Origin of the sequence: Flavobacterium sp., from assembly GCF_039930565.1 — a bacterium.
Taxonomy (GTDB): Bacteria; Bacteroidota; Bacteroidia; order Flavobacteriales; family Flavobacteriaceae; genus Flavobacterium.
The window spans coordinates 14,924-33,805 of record NZ_JBDTTP010000047.1 but is presented as its reverse complement, the minus strand read 5'-3'; the positions used below and the strand labels follow the sequence as shown (position 1 = coordinate 33,805).

9 protein-coding genes are annotated in these 18,882 nt (G+C 34.2%); all 9 read left to right on the top strand.

The window, feature by feature from the left end:
- The coding region (locus ABI657_RS12500; RefSeq protein WP_348097601.1) for a glycoside hydrolase family 2 TIM barrel-domain containing protein at positions 1–2,637 on the top strand (2,637 nt) is incomplete at its 5' end.
- Positions 2,638–2,734: 97 nt separating this feature from the next.
- Positions 2,735–3,877: a DUF5009 domain-containing protein gene (locus ABI657_RS12495; protein WP_348097600.1), complete on the top strand. Its 1,143-nt coding sequence runs from the start codon at positions 2,735–2,737 to the stop codon at positions 3,875–3,877.
- Positions 3,878–4,099: 222 nt separating this feature from the next.
- Entirely contained in the window at positions 4,100–5,740 is a 1,641-nt protein-coding gene (locus ABI657_RS12490) for a sodium/solute symporter (RefSeq protein ID WP_348097599.1), read from the top strand.
- Between the two features lie 17 nt (positions 5,741–5,757).
- On the top strand, positions 5,758–6,573 hold the full coding sequence (locus ABI657_RS12485) for an SDR family oxidoreductase (RefSeq protein ID WP_348097598.1): 816 nt from the start codon (positions 5,758–5,760) through the stop codon (positions 6,571–6,573).
- A 346-nt stretch (positions 6,574–6,919) separates the two neighbouring features.
- Positions 6,920–8,359: a glycosyl hydrolase family 28 protein gene (locus ABI657_RS12480; RefSeq protein ID WP_348097597.1), complete on the top strand. Its 1,440-nt coding sequence runs from the start codon at positions 6,920–6,922 to the stop codon at positions 8,357–8,359.
- A gap of 20 nt (positions 8,360–8,379) precedes the next feature.
- Complete coding sequence (locus ABI657_RS12475; RefSeq protein ID WP_348097596.1) at positions 8,380–10,359, top strand: alpha-L-arabinofuranosidase C-terminal domain-containing protein; 1,980 nt, start codon at positions 8,380–8,382, stop codon at positions 10,357–10,359.
- 85 nt (positions 10,360–10,444) lie between these two features.
- Positions 10,445–12,871 (top strand): glycoside hydrolase N-terminal domain-containing protein, encoded by a 2,427-nt coding sequence (locus ABI657_RS12470; protein ID WP_348097595.1) that lies wholly within the window; start codon positions 10,445–10,447, stop codon positions 12,869–12,871.
- 100 nt (positions 12,872–12,971) lie between these two features.
- Complete coding sequence (locus ABI657_RS12465) at positions 12,972–17,015, top strand: two-component regulator propeller domain-containing protein (RefSeq protein ID WP_348097594.1); 4,044 nt, start codon at positions 12,972–12,974, stop codon at positions 17,013–17,015.
- Positions 17,016–17,479: 464 nt separating this feature from the next.
- Positions 17,480–18,877: a hypothetical protein gene (locus ABI657_RS12460; RefSeq protein WP_348097593.1), complete on the top strand. Its 1,398-nt coding sequence runs from the start codon at positions 17,480–17,482 to the stop codon at positions 18,875–18,877.
- Positions 18,878–18,882 lie beyond the last annotated feature (5 nt).

Below are 18,882 nucleotides of genomic sequence, written 5' to 3'. Positions count from 1 at the left end.
ATGTATATTTGGGTAAATGGTGAAAAAGTAGGCTATAGCGAAAACACCAAAAGTCCGGCAGAATTTGATATTTCTAAATATTTAAAACCAGGAAAAAATGATCTGGCAGTAGAAGTGTACAGATGGAGTGATGGTTCTTATCTGGAAGATCAGGATTTCTGGAGACTGTCTGGAATTGACAGAAATGTTTATTTGTACAGTACAGATCATGTGCGTATTTCAGACTTTTTTGCCAAACCAGATTTAGATGCAAAATACAAAAACGGAAGTTTAAATGTAGAAGTAAGTTTAAAAAACCTGACAGCGACAACTGTAAACAACCAAAAGTTGAGTGCAAAACTGGTAGATGCTTCAGGAAAAAATGTATTTAATAAAGAGCTTATTGTAAATTTTGAAGCGTCTAAAATTCAGACTGTCAATTTTACGCAGACTGTTTCAAATCCAAAATTATGGAGCAGTGAGATGCCCAATTTATACACACTGCTTTTAACCTTAAAAAATGCAAAAGATGAAATTGTAGAGACAGTTTCCTCTCAAATCGGATTTAGAAAAGTAGAATTAAAAGGCGGACAATTATTAGTAAACGGCGTTCGATTAATGGTTCATGGTGTCAATATCCATGAGCATAATCCTGTAACAGGACATTATCAGGATGAAGCCACCATGATGAAAGATATTAAGATGATGAAACAGCTGAATATTAATTCTGTACGCTGCAGTCATTATCCGAATAATATTTTATGGGTCAAATTGTGCAATAAATACGGTTTATTTTTGGTAGACGAAGCCAATATCGAAAGCCACGGAATGGGTGTAGAGGGCCAGCCTTTAATTTGGATGAATCCAAAAACGAATCCAGGGTTTCTTCCAGAATGGAGAGAAGCGCATCTTGACAGAATTTATAGTCTTGTTGAAAGAGATAAAAATGCTCCATCTGTAATTCTTTGGTCATTAGGTAATGAAAGTGCTAATGGACCTGTTTTTTATGAAGCTTACAAATGGATAAAAAAAAGAGACAATACAAGATTGGTTCAGTTTGAACAGGCAAAAGAAAACGAAAATACAGATATCGTCTGCCCAATGTATCCAACAATAGAATACATGAAAGAATACGCCGGAAGAAAAGAAGTGAACCGTCCGTACATTATGTGTGAGTATTCACATGCAATGGGAAACAGCAACGGAAATTTTCAGGAATACTGGGATATCATTCGCAGTAGCAAAAATATGCAGGGCGGATTTATCTGGGATTGGGTAGATCAAGGTTTTGAAGCAAAAGATGAAGAAGGTCGTAAATACTGGGCTTATGGAGGTGATTTGGGAAGTCAGAACTACACAAATGATGAAAATTTCTGCCACAACGGATTAGTTTTTCCAGACAGAACGCCGCATCCCGGTGCATTTGAAGTTAAAAAAGTATATCAGGATGTTTTATTTCAAGCAATTGATGTTAAGAATGGTGTAATTGAAATTATAAACGATTTCGGATTTACAAACCTAAATAAATACAACTTTAGATATGAAGTTTTAGAAAATGGTAAAGTAATCAAAGAAGAAAATTTTGATGTTGCTTTAGAACCTAAAACGAAAAAACAATTTAAACTTAATTTACCAAAATTAGAGTCAAAAGAAGGAACAGAATATTTATTGAATATTTATGCCTACACTAAAATTGGTTCAGAGTTGCTGCCTCAAAATTTTGAAATTGCCAAAGAACAGTTTGTAATTCAAGATGAAAACTATTTTGCAAAATCTGAAAAGGTAAGCACTGCAAAAATTCAAGAGGAAAATAATCAGTTGGTACTGAGTTCAGAAAATGTTACCGTTAAAATTAGTAAAAAAACAGGATTGATTTCGTATTACAGTTTAAAAGGCGAGGAGTATTTTAAAGAATATCCAGAGCCAAATTTCTGGAGAGCACCGACTGATAATGATATCGGAAACAAAATGCAGATTAGATCAAATGTCTGGAGAACAGCTGGTAAAAATATGACATTAGAAAATATGCAGGTGCTTGAAGAAAACGGGCAGCAATATATACTAGCAAAATTAAAACTCAACGATGTTGCTTCAGAGTATTCAATTAAATATTCGCTGGGAAATGATGGCGCTTTAGAAATACAATCGTCTTATAAAAAAGGCGCTAATGCGTTACCAGAAATACCCCGTTTCGGAATGATTTTTACCTTAAAAAATACGTTGGAGAATCTAGATTATTACGGAAGAGGACCATTAGAAAATTATCCTGACAGAAAAACAGCTTCATTTAAAGGAATTTATAACAGTAAAGTTGCAGACCAGTATGTGCCTTATACACGCCCACAAGAAAATGGATACAAGACTGATATACGCTGGTTTAAATTGTCAAGTAATAAAGGAAATGGCTTAGAAATAATGGGTCTGCAGCCTTTAGGAATAAGTACTTTGAATAATTATCCGAGTGATTTTGATGCTGGAATTTCTAAAAAGAATGCACACTCCAGCGACATTACACCAAGAAATGAAGTGGTAGTTTGTGTTGATTTGACCCAAAGAGGATTAGGAGGAGACAACAGCTGGGGATTACCACCACACGAACAGTATATTTTGTCGCAAAATGACTATAGCTACGGATTTATCATTAAACCAATAAAATAAGTTACAGTTTTAAGTCGCAGTTTACACTAAAAACTGTCACTGAGACCGAATACTAAGAAACTGAACCCTATCAACTGACCACTGAATAAAAAAAAAAATGAGTAACCCTACAAATGGAAGATTAGTTTCTTTAGATGCGCTTCGCGGATTTGTTATGTTTTGGATTATGAGCGGGGAGCATATTATTCATGCTCTGGCAAAAGCGGCTCCAATTCCGGTTTTTATCTGGATGTCATCGCAGCTGCATCACGCAGAGTGGAATGGAATTACATTCTATGATATGATTTTTCCTGTGTTTCTGTTTGTTGCAGGAGTTTCAATGCCGTTTTCTTTTGAAAAGAAAATGCAGTTGGCAGGCGTACAAACGCCAAAAGATTTACCAAAAACTGAAAAGCGAAAAATATATTTATCAATGTTAAAAAGAACCGGTATTTTACTGGTTTTAGGTTGTATAATAAATGGATTATTGCGATTTGAGGGCTTCGATCAGACTCGTTTTGCAAGTGTTTTAGGAAGAATTGGATTGGCTTGGTTTTTTGCCGGAATAATTTTTTTGAATTTTGATTTAAAAAAACAGCTAATTTGGTTTTTCGGTATTTTAATTGGTTACTATGCCGCAATGAAATGGATTCCTGTTCCAGATTTTGGTGCTGGAATTCTGACCAAAGAAGGATCTTTGGAAGGTTATATTGACCGCCTGTTTTTACCGGGAAGACTGCACAGTACAGTGTATGATCCCGAAGGAATATTTTCGACTATACCTGCTATAGCTACAGCTTTATTAGGTGTTTTTACGGGAACTTTTCTAAAAGCAAAATCTTCTTTTTCGGTGCAAATAAAACTTCTTTTAATGATTCTTACAGCAGTAGCTCTAATAATTGCAGGTTTGATTTGGGATATTAATTTTCCGATTAATAAACATTTGTGGACGAGCTCTTTTGTTTGTTTTGTGGGCGGATTTAGCATTTTGTTTTTTGTTTTTTTCTATTTGATAATTGATTTTTTTGGTTTTCAGAAATGGGCATTTCCTCTAATATTAATTGGCTCGAATTCTATTTTAATATACATCGCAGCCGAAGGTTTAGTTGATTTTAAACACACAGCAGATTATGTTTTCGGAGGGCTTATACATTTTCTTCCCATTATTTGGCAGCCTGTTTTTGTCACTTTATCGGTAACCGTAGTACAGCTTATTTTGCTTTATTTTTTATACAAAAAGAAATGGTTTTTGAAAATTTAGAAAAATAAATATTGAGTATATTTTCAACACATAGAAACATAGAATTAATTTTTATAAAAAGAAAAAAAAGAGAATAAAAAGAAACTGTTTTCTAGCACATAGCTATGTGTATTAATGCAAGTGAAACGCCTTTTTGAGATAAAGAAAAGCTATGTATCTATGTATTAGAATGTTATTATAATAAAATGCATCTTACTAACTAACCACACAATAACCACAATTATGAATAATGTATTACAAACCGCAGATTACATTGTTTTCTTCATTTACTTTATATTAGTTACCAGCTACGGACTGTACATATACAGAAGCAAGAAAACTGCAGCGACCAGTTCTAACGAATATTTTTTAGCCGAAGGATCATTGACATGGTGGGCAATTGGTGCATCATTGATTGCTTCTAATATTTCAGCAGAACATTTTATCGGCATGAGTGGTTCTGGCTTTGCCATCGGATTAGCGATTGCTTCTTACGAATGGATGTCTGCGGCGACATTAATTATTGTCGCCATGTTTATTTTACCCATTTATCTTAAGAATAAGATATTTACTATGCCTCAGTTTTTAGCCAAAAGATATAGTGGTACAGTGAGCACTATTATGGCGATCATCTGGCTTTTGATTTATGTATTCGTTAATCTTACTTCCATCATTTATTTAGGAGCTTTAGCGATTTCGTCTATTGCACCAGTAAGCTTTCAGTTTTGTGTTATTGGACTGAGTTTATTCTCTGTTATTGTAACTTTAGGAGGAATGAAAGTGATCGGATATACAGATATGTTTCAGGTTATTGTATTAATTCTTGGCGGATTAGTAACTACTTATTTGGCACTAACGTTACTTTCTGACCAGTTTGGTTTTGGAAAAGACATTTTAAAAGGATTAGCCATAATCGCAGATGAAGCTCCCGGGCATTTGCATATGATATTAGAAAAATCAAATCCGCATTATAATGAACTACCGGGAATGTCAGTACTAATTGGCGGAATGTTGATTAATAATTTAGCCTATTGGGGATGTAACCAATATATTGTTCAGAGAGCTTTAGGTGCCGATTTAAAAACGGCTCGTAAAGGTATTTTATTTGCAGCTTTTTTGAAATTATTAGTTCCAATAATCGCTGTTTTACCGGGTATTGCCATGTATGTAATGCATCAAAACGGACTGTTTCAGCAGGAAATGGTAGACACAGCTGGAGTTTTAAAACCAGATCATGCTTATCCAACTTTAATGAATTTGCTTCCTGCGGGATTAAAAGGAGTAGCTTTAGCCGCTTTGACTGCCGCAATCGTAGCTTCTTTGGCAGGAAAGGCCAATAGTATTTCGACCATTTTTTCTTTAGATATTTATAAAAAATATTTTAATTCTAAAGCATCAGAAAAAAATCTGGTGCGTACAGGAAGATGGTGTGTAGTAGTCTGTATGGTTATTGCTGCTTTTGTAGCTCCCGCATTAAAATCATTAGATCAGGCCTATCAATTTATACAAGAATATGTGGGATTCTTTTCGCCTGGAGTTTTGGCCGTTTTTTTATTGGGAATGTTCTGGAAAAAAACAACGCCATCAGCAGGACTTGCGGGTGCATTGTTGACAGTGCCTCTTGCAGCAATATTAAAATTCCTGCCTATGTGGACAGATGGCGCTTTTCCTGATTATCCTTTTTTAGACAGAATGACAATTGTTTTCTTTTTAATTGTATTTATAATGGTGGGTATAAGTCTCGCAAATCCAGTTTCTAATGAAGAAGCTCAAATACACGAAATAGAAGTAGATAAATCTATGTTTAAAGTATCATCAGAGTTTATTATTAGTTCCTTTATTATTAGCGGGATATTAATCGCATTGTATACAGTGTTTTGGTAATTTAAATAAATTTTAAAATGAAAAATAATTTTACTTTAAAAGGAAAAGTAATAGTGGTGACCGGAGCAACCGGAATACTCGGAGAAGCTTTTATAAATGGTATTGCTGAAGCTGGCGGAATTGTTGGCGTATTAGGACGAAATGAAAAAGTAGCCAATGAAAGAGTGGCATCAATAATATTGCACGGTGGAGAAGCAATTCCGCTAATTGCCGATGTGACTAACGAGCAGGACTTGGTTAAAGTCCGTGAAATATTGCTTTCGAAATACGGAAAAATAGACGGATTGGTAAATGCAGCCGGAGGAAATATTCCTGAAGCAGTTGTTCAGCCTGGACAAGATGTTTTTCAACTCAATATGCCGGCATTACAACAAGTAATGAATTTGAATTTGTTCGGAACTATTTTGCCTACACAAGTTTTTGGCGAAGCAATAAAAAACACCGGAACAGGCAGTGTTGTTAATATTTCTTCGGTTTCTTCAGATCATGCATTAACAAGAGTATTGGGATATAGTCTTGCAAAATCTGCTATTGATTCCTATACCAGATGGTTTGCGGTCGAACTGGCAAACAGATTTGGAGATACCATAAGAATGAATTCTATCGTACCCGGATTTTTCCTGACAGAACAAAACAGAAAGCTCCTCACCAACGAAGACGGAAGTCTTACCGAAAGAGGGAATCTCATTATTCAAAATACACCTTTTAGCCGTTTTGGAAATCCGGATGAATTAGTAGGTGCACTAGTTTGGCTATTGAGTGATGCCTCAAAATTCATGACAGGATCAAAAATAACTTTAGATGGCGGATTCTCTTCTTTCAGTGGCGTTTAAAAATAACCATTACATAGAATTAAATAAAAAAAAATGAGCAGGTTAAAGCCTTTCTGAAGTAAGAATACTTCGCTTTTGTTTAGGATAAATTGTCCAAGCCTTTTCAAGTAAAATGCTTTTGGATGCATTAAGTATAACAAGAGATAGCGCCTTTAAAAACAAATAATAGTATCATATGAAAATGACACAGACCTGGAGATGGTTCGGGCCAAATGTCCGGATACATTACAATATATCAAACAAACAGGGACAAAAGGTATTGTTACAAGCACTGCATCATATTTTAAGTTAATATTTTAAAAATGATTAGTTTGAAATAACTTATGTTAAGTTTTAAATAAATACAATGACAAAGAAATTTATAATAGCCGTAATCGTTTTTTGCATTTCATTGACTGCCACTGCGCAAAAGGTCTATGATATCAAAAAATATGGAGCCAAAGGTGATGGCACAACAAATGATGCCGTTGCAATTCAAAAAGCTATTGATGCCTGCAGTAAAACTGGCGGTCAGGTATTGATTCCGGCACCATTTACATTTTTAGCAGGACCAATTGATGTAAAATCAAAAGTAGATTTACACATTGAGGCGGGAGCAAAATTATTGGCAAGTCCAGATGAAAAATTATACACAAAAAGTGCTTTCAGAACCAATCCGGGAGAAGGTACAATTTGGATTGGAGGAGAAAATGTAGAGGATTTTACCATTAGCGGAAGCGGAAAAATAGATGGAAACGGAATTTCTTTTATGGGCGAAGAATTAGAAGATTCGTATGTTTTAAAACCTTTCAATGTCTTGGATCCGCGCCCTCATGTTTTAACCATTATTGGAGGAAAAAATATCAGGATTAAAGATGTTCATATCGGAAATTCAGCGTATTGGACCATTCATCTGGTAGGTTGTAACGATGTTGTAATCAGCGGGATTACTTTATTGAATAGCTTAAAAGTGCGTAACAGCGATGGAATTGATTTAGATCATTCAAAAAATGTGAGAATCAGCGATTGTTACATTGAAAGTGGAGATGATTGTATTTGTTTAAAAAACAGAAGAGAATTTGAAGAGTTTGGAGCTTGCGAAAATATTACGGTTACCAATTGCACCATGACGAGCAGTAGTTGTGCGATAAAAATTGGTTCAGAAAACATGGATGCGATTAGACAAGTGGTATTTAATAACTGTATTATCAAAAACAGCAATCGTGCACTAGGAATTCAGAATCGTGATGAAGGAACGGTAAGCGATGTTATTTTTTCTAATATCATTATCGAAAGTAAATTAACAACAGATACGTGGTGGGGAAAAGCAGAGCCCATTTATGTAACAGCTTTTAGCAGAGCAAAAGGAAACCATAAAGATGCCAACTGGCGTTTTCCAAAAGGGGCAACAGAAGGAAAAGTAGGAGAGATAAAAAATATCTTTTTTTCTAATATTCAATGTACAGGAGAAAATGGTGTGTTTGTAAGCGGAGAATCAAAAGATAAAATTAAAAATATTGTTTTTGATAATGTGAGTGTTTATATGGATAAAACGACATCTTTTCCTGGCGGAGTTTACGATAGACGTCCATCAAGTGTGGAAGGTTTTGTAAAAGGCAGTACTTCAGGGTTTTATTTTGATTCGGCAGAACGCATCAAAGTGCAGAATTGTACCGTACAATGGGGTAAAAATAAACCAGATTATTTTAAATATGCAGTCGAAAGTAAAAATGTAGATACATTAATTATCACAAATTTAGACGGAGAATCAGCTTTTCCAGCTAAATTAGAGGCAGTAAAAAAATAACCAGCCTGATTACAAAAACTATGAAAAATACGATCCTTACAACATTTACCATTTGTGGTTTTTTACTAAGCAGTTTTTATGCAAAAGCTCAAAAAACAATTTTAGAAGTTGATGCCTCTAAAACGATTACTAAAATTCAGCCTACAATGTTCGGGTTGTTTTTTGAAGACATCAATTTTGCTGCAGATGGAGGACTTTATGCCGAAATGATTAAGAACAGATCTTTTGAATTTGAAAAACCGTTGATGGGTTGGGAACAGCCCAATACAAAAAGATCTTCTTTGAATAAAGAATCGGGTAGCGCAACGACAGTTAAACTGGCAGAGAATAATTCTAATTTTTGTCGAGTAGAAATAAACAATGCCAAAGGCTACGCTTTAATCAATGAAGGTTTCAGAGGAATGGGCGTGAAGAAACAAGCCAAATACAATCTTTCTTTAAAAGCGGCCAATCCTGACGGAACAATCAAAAAAATTATAGTACAACTTATTAATAAAGACCAAAAAGTGATTGGTGAAACGAATATTGTTCCAAAATCTGAAAAATGGACTACTTACAGCGCGCAAATTACAGCAACCCAAACCGAAGCAAAAGCAAAACTAAAAATCACTTTTGAAGGAACAGGAATTATAGATTTAGACATGATTTCACTGTTTCCGGAAGACACTTGGAAGAATAGAAAAAATGGTCTTCGCGAAGATCTTGTGCAGCTTTTGTATGATATGAAACCAGGTTTTTTACGTTTTCCGGGAGGCTGTATTGTTGAAGGAAGAACATTATCTGATCGCTATCAGTGGAAAAAATCTGTTGGTAATGTAGAAGAAAGAAAAACCATGATGAACCGCTGGAATGTAGAATTCAATCACAAACAAACACCCGATTATTTTCAAAGTTTTGGTTTAGGATTTTTTGAATATTTTCAGCTTTCAGAAGATATTGGAGCAGAACCGCTTCCTATTTTAAGCTGCGGAATGGCATGCCAGTACAATACAGGAGAATTGGCTCCAATGGACGAACTGGATCCTTATGTTCAGGATGCTTTAGATTTAATTGAATTTTCAAATGGTGCTGTCACGACTACTTGGGGAAAAATCCGTTCAGATATGGGACATCCACAGCCATTTAATCTAAAATACATTGGAGTTGGAAACGAACAATGGGGCCCAGATTACATTGAAAGATATAAAGTTTTTGAAAAAGCAATTAAAGCAAAATATCCAAATATCATAATTGTCTCAGGTAGCGGTCCTTCTCCTGCAGGCGAACATTTTGATTTTGCTATGCAGGAACTAAAAAAACTAAATGCAGAATTGGTAGACGAGCATTATTACGAAAGCCCCAAATGGTTTAGAGAAAATGCAGGCCGTTACGATAACTACGACCGAAATGGACCAAAGATATTTGCGGGAGAATATGCTGCACAAAGTGTTTCAGGCGCAAATCCGAATAATAGAAATAATTGGGAATGTGCTTTTTCTGAAGCTGCTTTTATGACTGGTTTAGAAAGAAATGCAGCAATAGTTCATTTAACATCTTACGCACCTTTAATGGCTCACGAAGATGCCTGGCAGTGGACACCAGATATGATTTGGTTTAATAATCTGGAATCTTACGGTTCAGCAAACTATTACGTACAGCAATTGTTTTCTACTAATAAAGGAACAGATTTGTTAAGTATTACCAAAGAGGGAAAAGCTTTAACAGGACAAAATAGTTTATATGCTTCTGCAGTAAAAGATGTAAACAGCAAAGAAATAATTGTGAAATTGGTAAATACAGCCGAATCAGCACAAGATATTAGTCTTGATTTAAAAGGAGCGAAATTAGGATCAAAAGGAACAATTATTAGACTTGCAAGCCCAAATACGCAAGATGAAAATACATTTGCAGATCCGAAAAAAATAACTCCAAAACAAAGCGAATACAAAATAACAAAAGGAAATCAGCAATTAAATCTTCCGGCTTATTCGGTAACTGTTTTAAAACTCAAAATGATTTAATAAATTTAGAACATTATTTTCAACCTAAAATTAAAAATGCATGTTGTACAATTCTCTTAAAAAAAGCTTTTTTCTTCTATTTATAATGGTAGGATTTTCTTCCTATGCACAACAGGATTTGAAATTGCAATACAACCAGCCTGCAGTTGAATGGACAGAAGCTTTACCAATAGGAAACGGTTCACTGGGAGCAATGGTTTTTGGAAGAGTAGATTCTGAATTAATTCAGTTGAATGAAGCGACTTTGTGGAGCGGCGGACCTGTGGCGAAAAATGTAAATCCGGATGCTTTTAAAAATCTGGCTCTGGTGAGAGAAGCACTTAGAGATGAAAATTTTGAAAAAGCGTACGATCTGACTAAAAATATGCAGGGTGTCTACAGCGAAAGTTTTATGCCATTGGGAGATCTTATTTTGACACAGGATTTTGGCGGACAAAAGCCTGATCTTTACAATAGAAGTCTTGATTTGCAAACTGGATTGGCGGTTACAAATTTTAGCGTTAGCGGGATAAATTATAAAAGAGAAATCTTTGCTTCGGCACCAGCACAATGTATTATAATTAAACTTTCGGCCGATCAGCTGAAAAAACTTTCAGTAACAATTGATGCTTCAAGCCTTTTAAGAAATCAGATATCAATACAAAATAAGTCGTTGGTTTTAAAAGGAAAAGCACCATCGCATTCAGACCCAAATTATATTGATTACAATAAAGAACCAATTGTTTATGAAGATGCTGCAGGCTGTAGAGGAATGCGTTTTGAGTTTATTATTAAACCAATTATAAAAGATGGCGAAATAAGTTCTGACGGAAATAAATTAGTGATCAAAAACGCATCCGAAATTTTACTTTTCGTTTCAGCAGCAACCAGTTTCAACGGATTTGATAAATGCCCGGACAGTCAGGGAAAAGACGAACATAAATTGGCAGAAAGTCCAATTAAAAAAGCTGCTTCAAAAAAATACGATAGTTTATTAAAAGAACATGTTGCAGATTTTCAGCATTTCTTTAACAGAGTTTCCTTAAAACTCAATGAAAAAGAAAGTAATAAATCAAATTTACCAACAGATACAAGATTAGAACAATATGCAAAAGGAGAAAAAGATGCCGGACTTGAAGCTCTATTTTTTCAATATGGACGCTATTTGTTAATTTCGTCATCACGTACACACAATACGCCGGCCAATTTGCAGGGAATTTGGAACAATAAACTTCGCGCTCCCTGGAGCAGTAATTACACTACAAATATTAATTTACAAATGAATTACTGGCCTGTTGAATCAGGAAGTTTGTCTGAATTGTTTTTTCCGCTTGACGAATTCATTAAAAACGTTTCTGTAACCGGAGCCGAAACTGCAAAAAGTTATTATCATGCCAAAGGATGGGTATTGCATCATAATTCAGATATCTGGGCAACAACAAATCCTGTAGGTGACTTTGGAAAAGGAGATCCTATGTGGGCAAATTGGTATATGGGTGCCAATTGGATGAGCAGGCATTTATGGGAACATTATGAATATACAGGCGATACAGCATACTTAAAGAAAGTATATCCAATTATAAAAGGTGCCGCAGAATTTAGTTTAGACTGGCTGCAAAAAGATAAGGCTGGTTATCTGGTAACGATGCCCTCGACTTCACCGGAAAACAAATATTATTATGATGGAAAAAAAGAAGGTGTTGTAACCACAGCTTCGACTATGGATATTGGGATTATAAAAGATTTATTTGAAAATACCATCGAAGCATCTAAAGTACTGAATACGGATTTACAATTCAGGCAAACTGTAAGCCAAGCTGCAGATCAATTACTTCCTTTTAAAATTGGAAGTAAAGGACAGCTACAGGAATGGTATAAAGATTTTGAAGATGTAGATCCGCATCACAGACATACTTCACACCTTTATGCATTACATCCTGCTAATTTAATTTCTCCTTTAAAAACTCCGGAATTGGCTGCAGCAACAAAGAAAACATTAGAATTGCGCGGTGATGATGGCACAGGGTGGAGCCTTGCGTGGAAAGTCAATATGTGGGCAAGACTTTTAGACGGGAATCATGCTTACAGACTATTTAAAAATCAGTTAAGGCTCACTAAAGAGAACGACACACAGTACAACAGACATGGAGGATGTTATCCTAATCTTTTTGATGCGCATCCGCCTTTTCAGATAGATGGTAATTTTGCAGGAACTGCGGGCGTTATTGAGATGTTAATGCAAAGTCAAAATAAAGAGATTCATCTGCTGCCGGCTCTTCCCGATGCTTGGACAGACGGCGAAATAAAAGGTATTACTGCAAAAGGTAATTTTAGTGTAAATATAAAATGGAATAACGCTAAAATGAGCCATACAGGAATTTTATCCAATAATGGAGGTACTTGCAGTATAAGATCGGCAGAACCATTTATTGTTGAAAAACTTAATATTAAAAGTGAGAAATCATCCATTGGTTATACCGCTGTATTTGAAACTCAAAAAGGAATGTTTTATACAATAATACCATTCAAATAGATTTTTGATTTATAAAACATAGATCTTGTTAGTGGTATTTTTTAAATTATATAAATTAGCCTATAATTGTGATTATTATAAGAATATAAAAAAAGTTATTTTGAAGTATTTCCATCAATATCTTTTCCTGCTTATTTTCTTTTCTAATCCTGGATATACACAACATAATCCGGTTAAATTTCTTGATATTTCGGACGGTTTATCAAATAATTCTGTTACAGCAATATATCAGGATAGCGATGGTTATATGTGGTTTGGAACTTACGATGGTTTAAACCGCTATGATGGCTATGATTTCAAAGTATTTCGAAATCGGATAAATGATAATAAATCTTTACAATTTAATACTATTTACAGTATCGAAGGTGACACTCAAAATAATATTTGGGTAGGAGGTACAAAAGGAATTTGTATTTATAACAAAACCACGGCGATCTTTCATTCTGTATCATACACTTTTACCAACAATAAACAACAAATATTAAAAGATATCATTCATCAGACTTGTGCTATTTCTGATAGTCTGGTATTAGTTGCTTCACAAAATTTAGGGTTAATCGCTTTTTATAACGGTTCTTTCACAGGCAAACCTGTTTCACTTAAAATAGGAAATAAGAGTATTACAAATTACGATGCAATTGCTATTCAAAATGATAAAAAAAATCTTCATCGTTGGGTATATGTCCGGAATGTTGGAATTTGTGATTATAATAAGGATTCTAAAAACTTAAAACTTATTTTTCCACTTTCTCTTGAAGTTAAAAAAATGAAATTGGCTTCAGACGGAAATATTTGGTTAGGGACTGATGAAGGACTTTTTCTTTTCAACTTAAAAACAGGTTCTTTTTCTGAAAATTATTTATCTAACAGATGTAGTATCACAGATATTCTTATTGATAACAAAAAACAAATGTGGGTTACAACTGATGGCTGTGGAATTTATCAGGTCATCGGAACAAATAAAAAAGCGATTACTTATAATGCAATCAACGGCAATCAGCTGGCAAAAAGCAATTCTGTATGGAGCTTGTACAAAGATAAATCGGGGAACAAATGGTTTGGTTCATTACGCGGTGGAATAAGCATGCTGAGTAGTACACCGAAATATTTTAAAAGTGTCAGGGACAAGGCTAAAGACCCCGCCGAAAACTTTATTTTATCTTTTTGTGAAGATGATAAAAGTAATGTTTGGGTTGGTACAGATGGTGCGGGTTTAAAATATTGGGACCGAAAAAGCAATACTTATATTAATTACACCAACAAAATTTCGAGTAATTTTATTACTGGAATTGTGCGTGATGATAACAACGATATCTGGCTTTCTACCTGGGCTGGAGGTGTTAACAGAATCAATAAAAAAAACAATACGGTATCGCTGTTTTCATGCTATAATCCTTTTACAAAACAGACTGAAAAAAATATTTGGTTTGTTTATAAGGATTCAAAATCGAATATTTGGGCAAGTGCTACTAATGAAGGTTCTTTATATATTTTTGACCGTTCCTCAGGCAATTTTAAGCTTTTTGACAGGAATTTAAATAATTTACAATGTCTCACTGAAACGAGTGATGGTACATTATGGGGAGGAAATTATACAACATTATTTTCAATAGATAAAAAAAGCAGGAAAATCAATAAAACAATTATTGGAAATCCTATACGTTGCATTCATGAAGATAAGGATAAAAATCTTTGGCTGGGAACGCAGGAAGGTGGATTATTGTTATTTGACAGAAAAAAAAATACTTTTAAAAGGCTGTCTACAGATGACGGACTTCCGTCAAATACTATATTAAGATTACTGGAAGACAAAGAAGGAAATCTCTGGATGAGCACCTATAACGGCATTTGCCGATTTGATAAAAAGAGAAAAACGTTCCGTAATTTTTCTGTAAATGATGGACTTCAGAGCAATCAGTTTAGTTTTAATGCCGGAGTTAAACTATCAACAGGAGAGTTTTTATTTGGCGGAATAAATGGCTTTAATATTTTTTTCCCCCAAGCAATCAAAGGATCTAATCAGAAAAACAATTTATTGCTTACCAATTTTTATGTAAATAACCAGCCAATTGAAGAGAGCAAGGCTGAAGTAGTATTGCCGTCAAACCCAGGAAAAATAAAAGAAGTGACACTGGCTTACGATCAAACGGCATTATCGCTGGAATTTGTAGCCATAGATTACGATAATGCTGATAAGATAAATTATGCTTATTTCCTTAAAGGCTGGGACGAGCAATGGAATTACGCAGGGCAGACACGGAAAGCAAATTATTCAAGATTGCCTGAGGGAAAATATTTTTTTAAGGTAAAAACAACCAATTTTAAAGGGGGATGGAATAAGGAAGTGAGTTTGGTTTCGATAGAAGTTTTGCCTCCATGGTACAGAACATGGTGGGCGTATTCCTTATATTTATTAGCTTTACTTGCAATTCTTTTAGCTTATATGGAATATTATAAAAACAAAGAAAAATTAAAATATAAGGTCAAAATTGCTGAACTGGAAAGCAAAAAGGAAAAAGAAATTGCCGAGAAGCAATCATCGATGTTTACCTACATCTCACATGAGTTTCGTACGCCACTTTCCTTAATTATAAATCCACTGAAAAAAGCAGTTCAGATAGAAAGTGTTCAAAATGGTTCTTCCGGAAGTGATTTGGCGATTGCACATCGCAACGCACGAAGACTCTTGAGTCTGGTTGATCAGTTACTTCTTTTTCGTAAAGCGGAAAATGATGCTGATTCTCTCAGATTATCAAATATAAATGTCAATAATCTTTGTAATGAAGTATATCAATGCTTTGTGAATCAGGCAAGAGACAAAAATATCACATATAAATTTGATATTCCCCAGTATGATATTGAAATTATAGGAGATTATGAAAAAATAGAAATCTCTTTATTTAATTTAATGTCAAATGCCTTTAAATACACAGAGTCTGGAGGAGAAATTAATCTGAAACTTTCGGAAAACGATGATGAAGTTAGTTTGGAGATTTCTGATAATGGACATGGAATTGAAAAAAAAGATATTGCGGTTATTTTTGAAAAATTCAAACAGATTAATTCAAAAGTATCCGTTGGAACAGGTTTTGGAATTGGACTTTATATTGTGAAATATTTTGTAAATAAACACAAGGGAACAGTAAAATGCAGCAGTGAAATAGGAAAGGGAAGCACTTTTACATTACTATTTCTTAAAGGAAAAAGTCATTTTGAAGATATTGAAATCAATGATTTAGTTGCAAAAAGGAGTCTGTTGTTTGATGAACTTATCATTGATGATTCAGAAGAAGCCAAGCAGTCTTTAAACGCCGCGGTTTCAAGAAATGATTTTCAGAAAATTATGCTAACTGATAAACGTACTATTTTAATAATAGATGATAATGCAGAAATTAGAGCCTATCTGATTAAATTATTTTCAAAAAATTACATCATTTATGATGCTGAAAATGGAGAAGAAGGATTGAAATTGACCAAAAAATGCATGCCGGATCTCGTTATAAGCGATATCACTATGGAACATATGGACGGTCTCGAATTATGCCGAAAAATAAAAGAAAGTGATAGCTTGTCTCACATTCCGGTTATTTTGTTAACGGCCTCCAAAAATACTGAAACACATTTGCAGGGAATTACGGATGGAGCCGATGATTATATTACGAAACCTTTTGATGATGATATACTCGTAGCGCGTGTGGAGTCATTACTACGAAACAGAAGTAATTTGCGTACTTATTTCTTAGACAGTATAACGCTTAAGGAAAATTCACAAAAGGTACCTGTTGAATATCAGGAAATACTGAAAAAGTGTATTGATATTGTTGAAGCTAATATTCATAAAAAAGATTTTACAATTAAAAATTTCGCACTCGAAATGGGAATGAGTCATAGGACACTCTATACTAAAATTAAGATCATTTCAGGCCAGACTTTAAACGCTTTTATTCGTTCATTAAGAATTAGAAGAGCAGCTATGTTATTGTTAACACAAGATATGAATATTGCACAGGCAAGTGCAGAAGTTGGTTTTGAAGATCCAAAATATTTTAGGCAGCAGTTTGTAAAACTCTTTGGAATGACACCGTCGGAATATATTAAAAAGTATAAAAATTCTTTTAATTCTGACCTGAATATCATTAAATAATAAGCTTAATTATTTTTTTATTTTATACATATCATTTTGCATTTTTTTAAGTAAAAGCATTAAAACCTGAAAAAGTATTAAATTTCTCTGTAAATTGAAGGTAATTCATTAATTGCGAATTTTTTAAAAATATCTATTATTTTTTTTGTACTTGATAATTTTAAACGAATAATATGGTTGTTTTCAATTTTGACCTTCTTTTTTTTCCAATTTACCCCTCATTAAAATTCTGAATTAAATATTTCTTTGCTAAATAATAGTGACATTTTAATTTATTGATATGTTTTGTTATAAGTGTAATTTTTATGATAAGTTTTAACTTTTAATCAATGAGAATGATTGATTTGCAGTGCCGTTTTTTTTTGTCTTATAATTAAAATTGTACAAACTTCGATCCCCGTTTTTCTAAAACATTTATTTAGAAAAACAAACCAAACTAACAACCTAACCTTAAACCAAAAGAAATGAAAAAAAATGTATTTTTATTTTTTCTTGCCCTTTTTGCTGTCCTTTTTACCGGATGCCAAAATAACGAGTCAGATTTTCCTAGTTCTGACAATCCTACAGTAGTTATTGCTACGAAAGAAATTTATGGTGCACCAACCAGAAAATTTGAAATTAAAGCCGCTATGGCTGATGACCTGGGATTAAAAAGTGTACAAATTCAAATTCCTGAATTATCACTTGATAAAGTGATTACTTTTCAAACAGATCCTTTATTGAAAACATATGACTTAAGTTATTTTTTTGAAGTTCCTGCCGACAGAGGAACGTCTGAAGCTTTCAAAATTAAATTGACCATAAAAGATGTTTCGGGAAATTCAACTGATGAGGATATTAATCTTCGCCTGGACGGAGAATTTGCTGCTCCGGCAATAAGTATGATTACTCCAAAAGAAGGGGCTGTTATTTTATTGTCAACCAGTAATTTGATGCCTGTGAATTTTGTTGTAAATGATGATTCAGGTATTGATAATATTCAAATTAAATGTGAAGCTCTTGGTATCAATGAAACGATTCAATTATCAGGATCACCGCAATCCTACACATTCAATAAGACTTATACATTACCTGTTACGGCTAATAACTATGTTTTAACGATTACAGCAAAAGATAAATTTGCAATTCCAAATACAGGTAGTTTAAACATTAATATTGTGGCGACCAATGAGTATCCGGCCCTTTATTTATGTGATCAGCCAAAAGGAACCAACCTGACAACTGATGCAGTGGGGGTTCCGATGTACTTTCATGAGAAAGCAGGACAGGATTTTGAATTTAAGTACTATGCTGATAAGGACAATAAAGAAATTTATTTCTTAGGACAGGAATCAGACTTTGCCCCACATTGTTTTGGATTAAATTCTTCAAGAGAATTAGCAGATGATGTTACTTCAACCCCAATTATCCTGCCTGTAAAAGGATATTACGTTATAAAAGTAAATCCAAACACATTAAAATATACTGCTGTTAAATACACACCTTCAAGCAAAGTTTGGGCAGATATTGCCAACGGACTATGGCATGATGCAGAAGCACAAAGAAAACCTTTCGTGAGTGTTTGCGGTGGCGGAATCCAGGGAGCAACATGGGATACCTGGGATGCCTGGGTACAAACTGGGCTGCATTTGGCAAATAATCCAAACAATCCATATCAATTAGTGGGTGAATACACCTTGACAGGAACTATGGAAGCGACTTTTACAGGTCAATGGTGGAGCCCGTCATGGAGATTAATCAAAAATGGTATTGCTACAATGTCACCGGGAGAAAACGGTAATGCTAAATATCCGGCTGCTCCGGGAGTTTATAAAGTAATTCTTGATACCGAGTTAGAAAGGGTTTTTATAACAAAAAAATAGTTTGT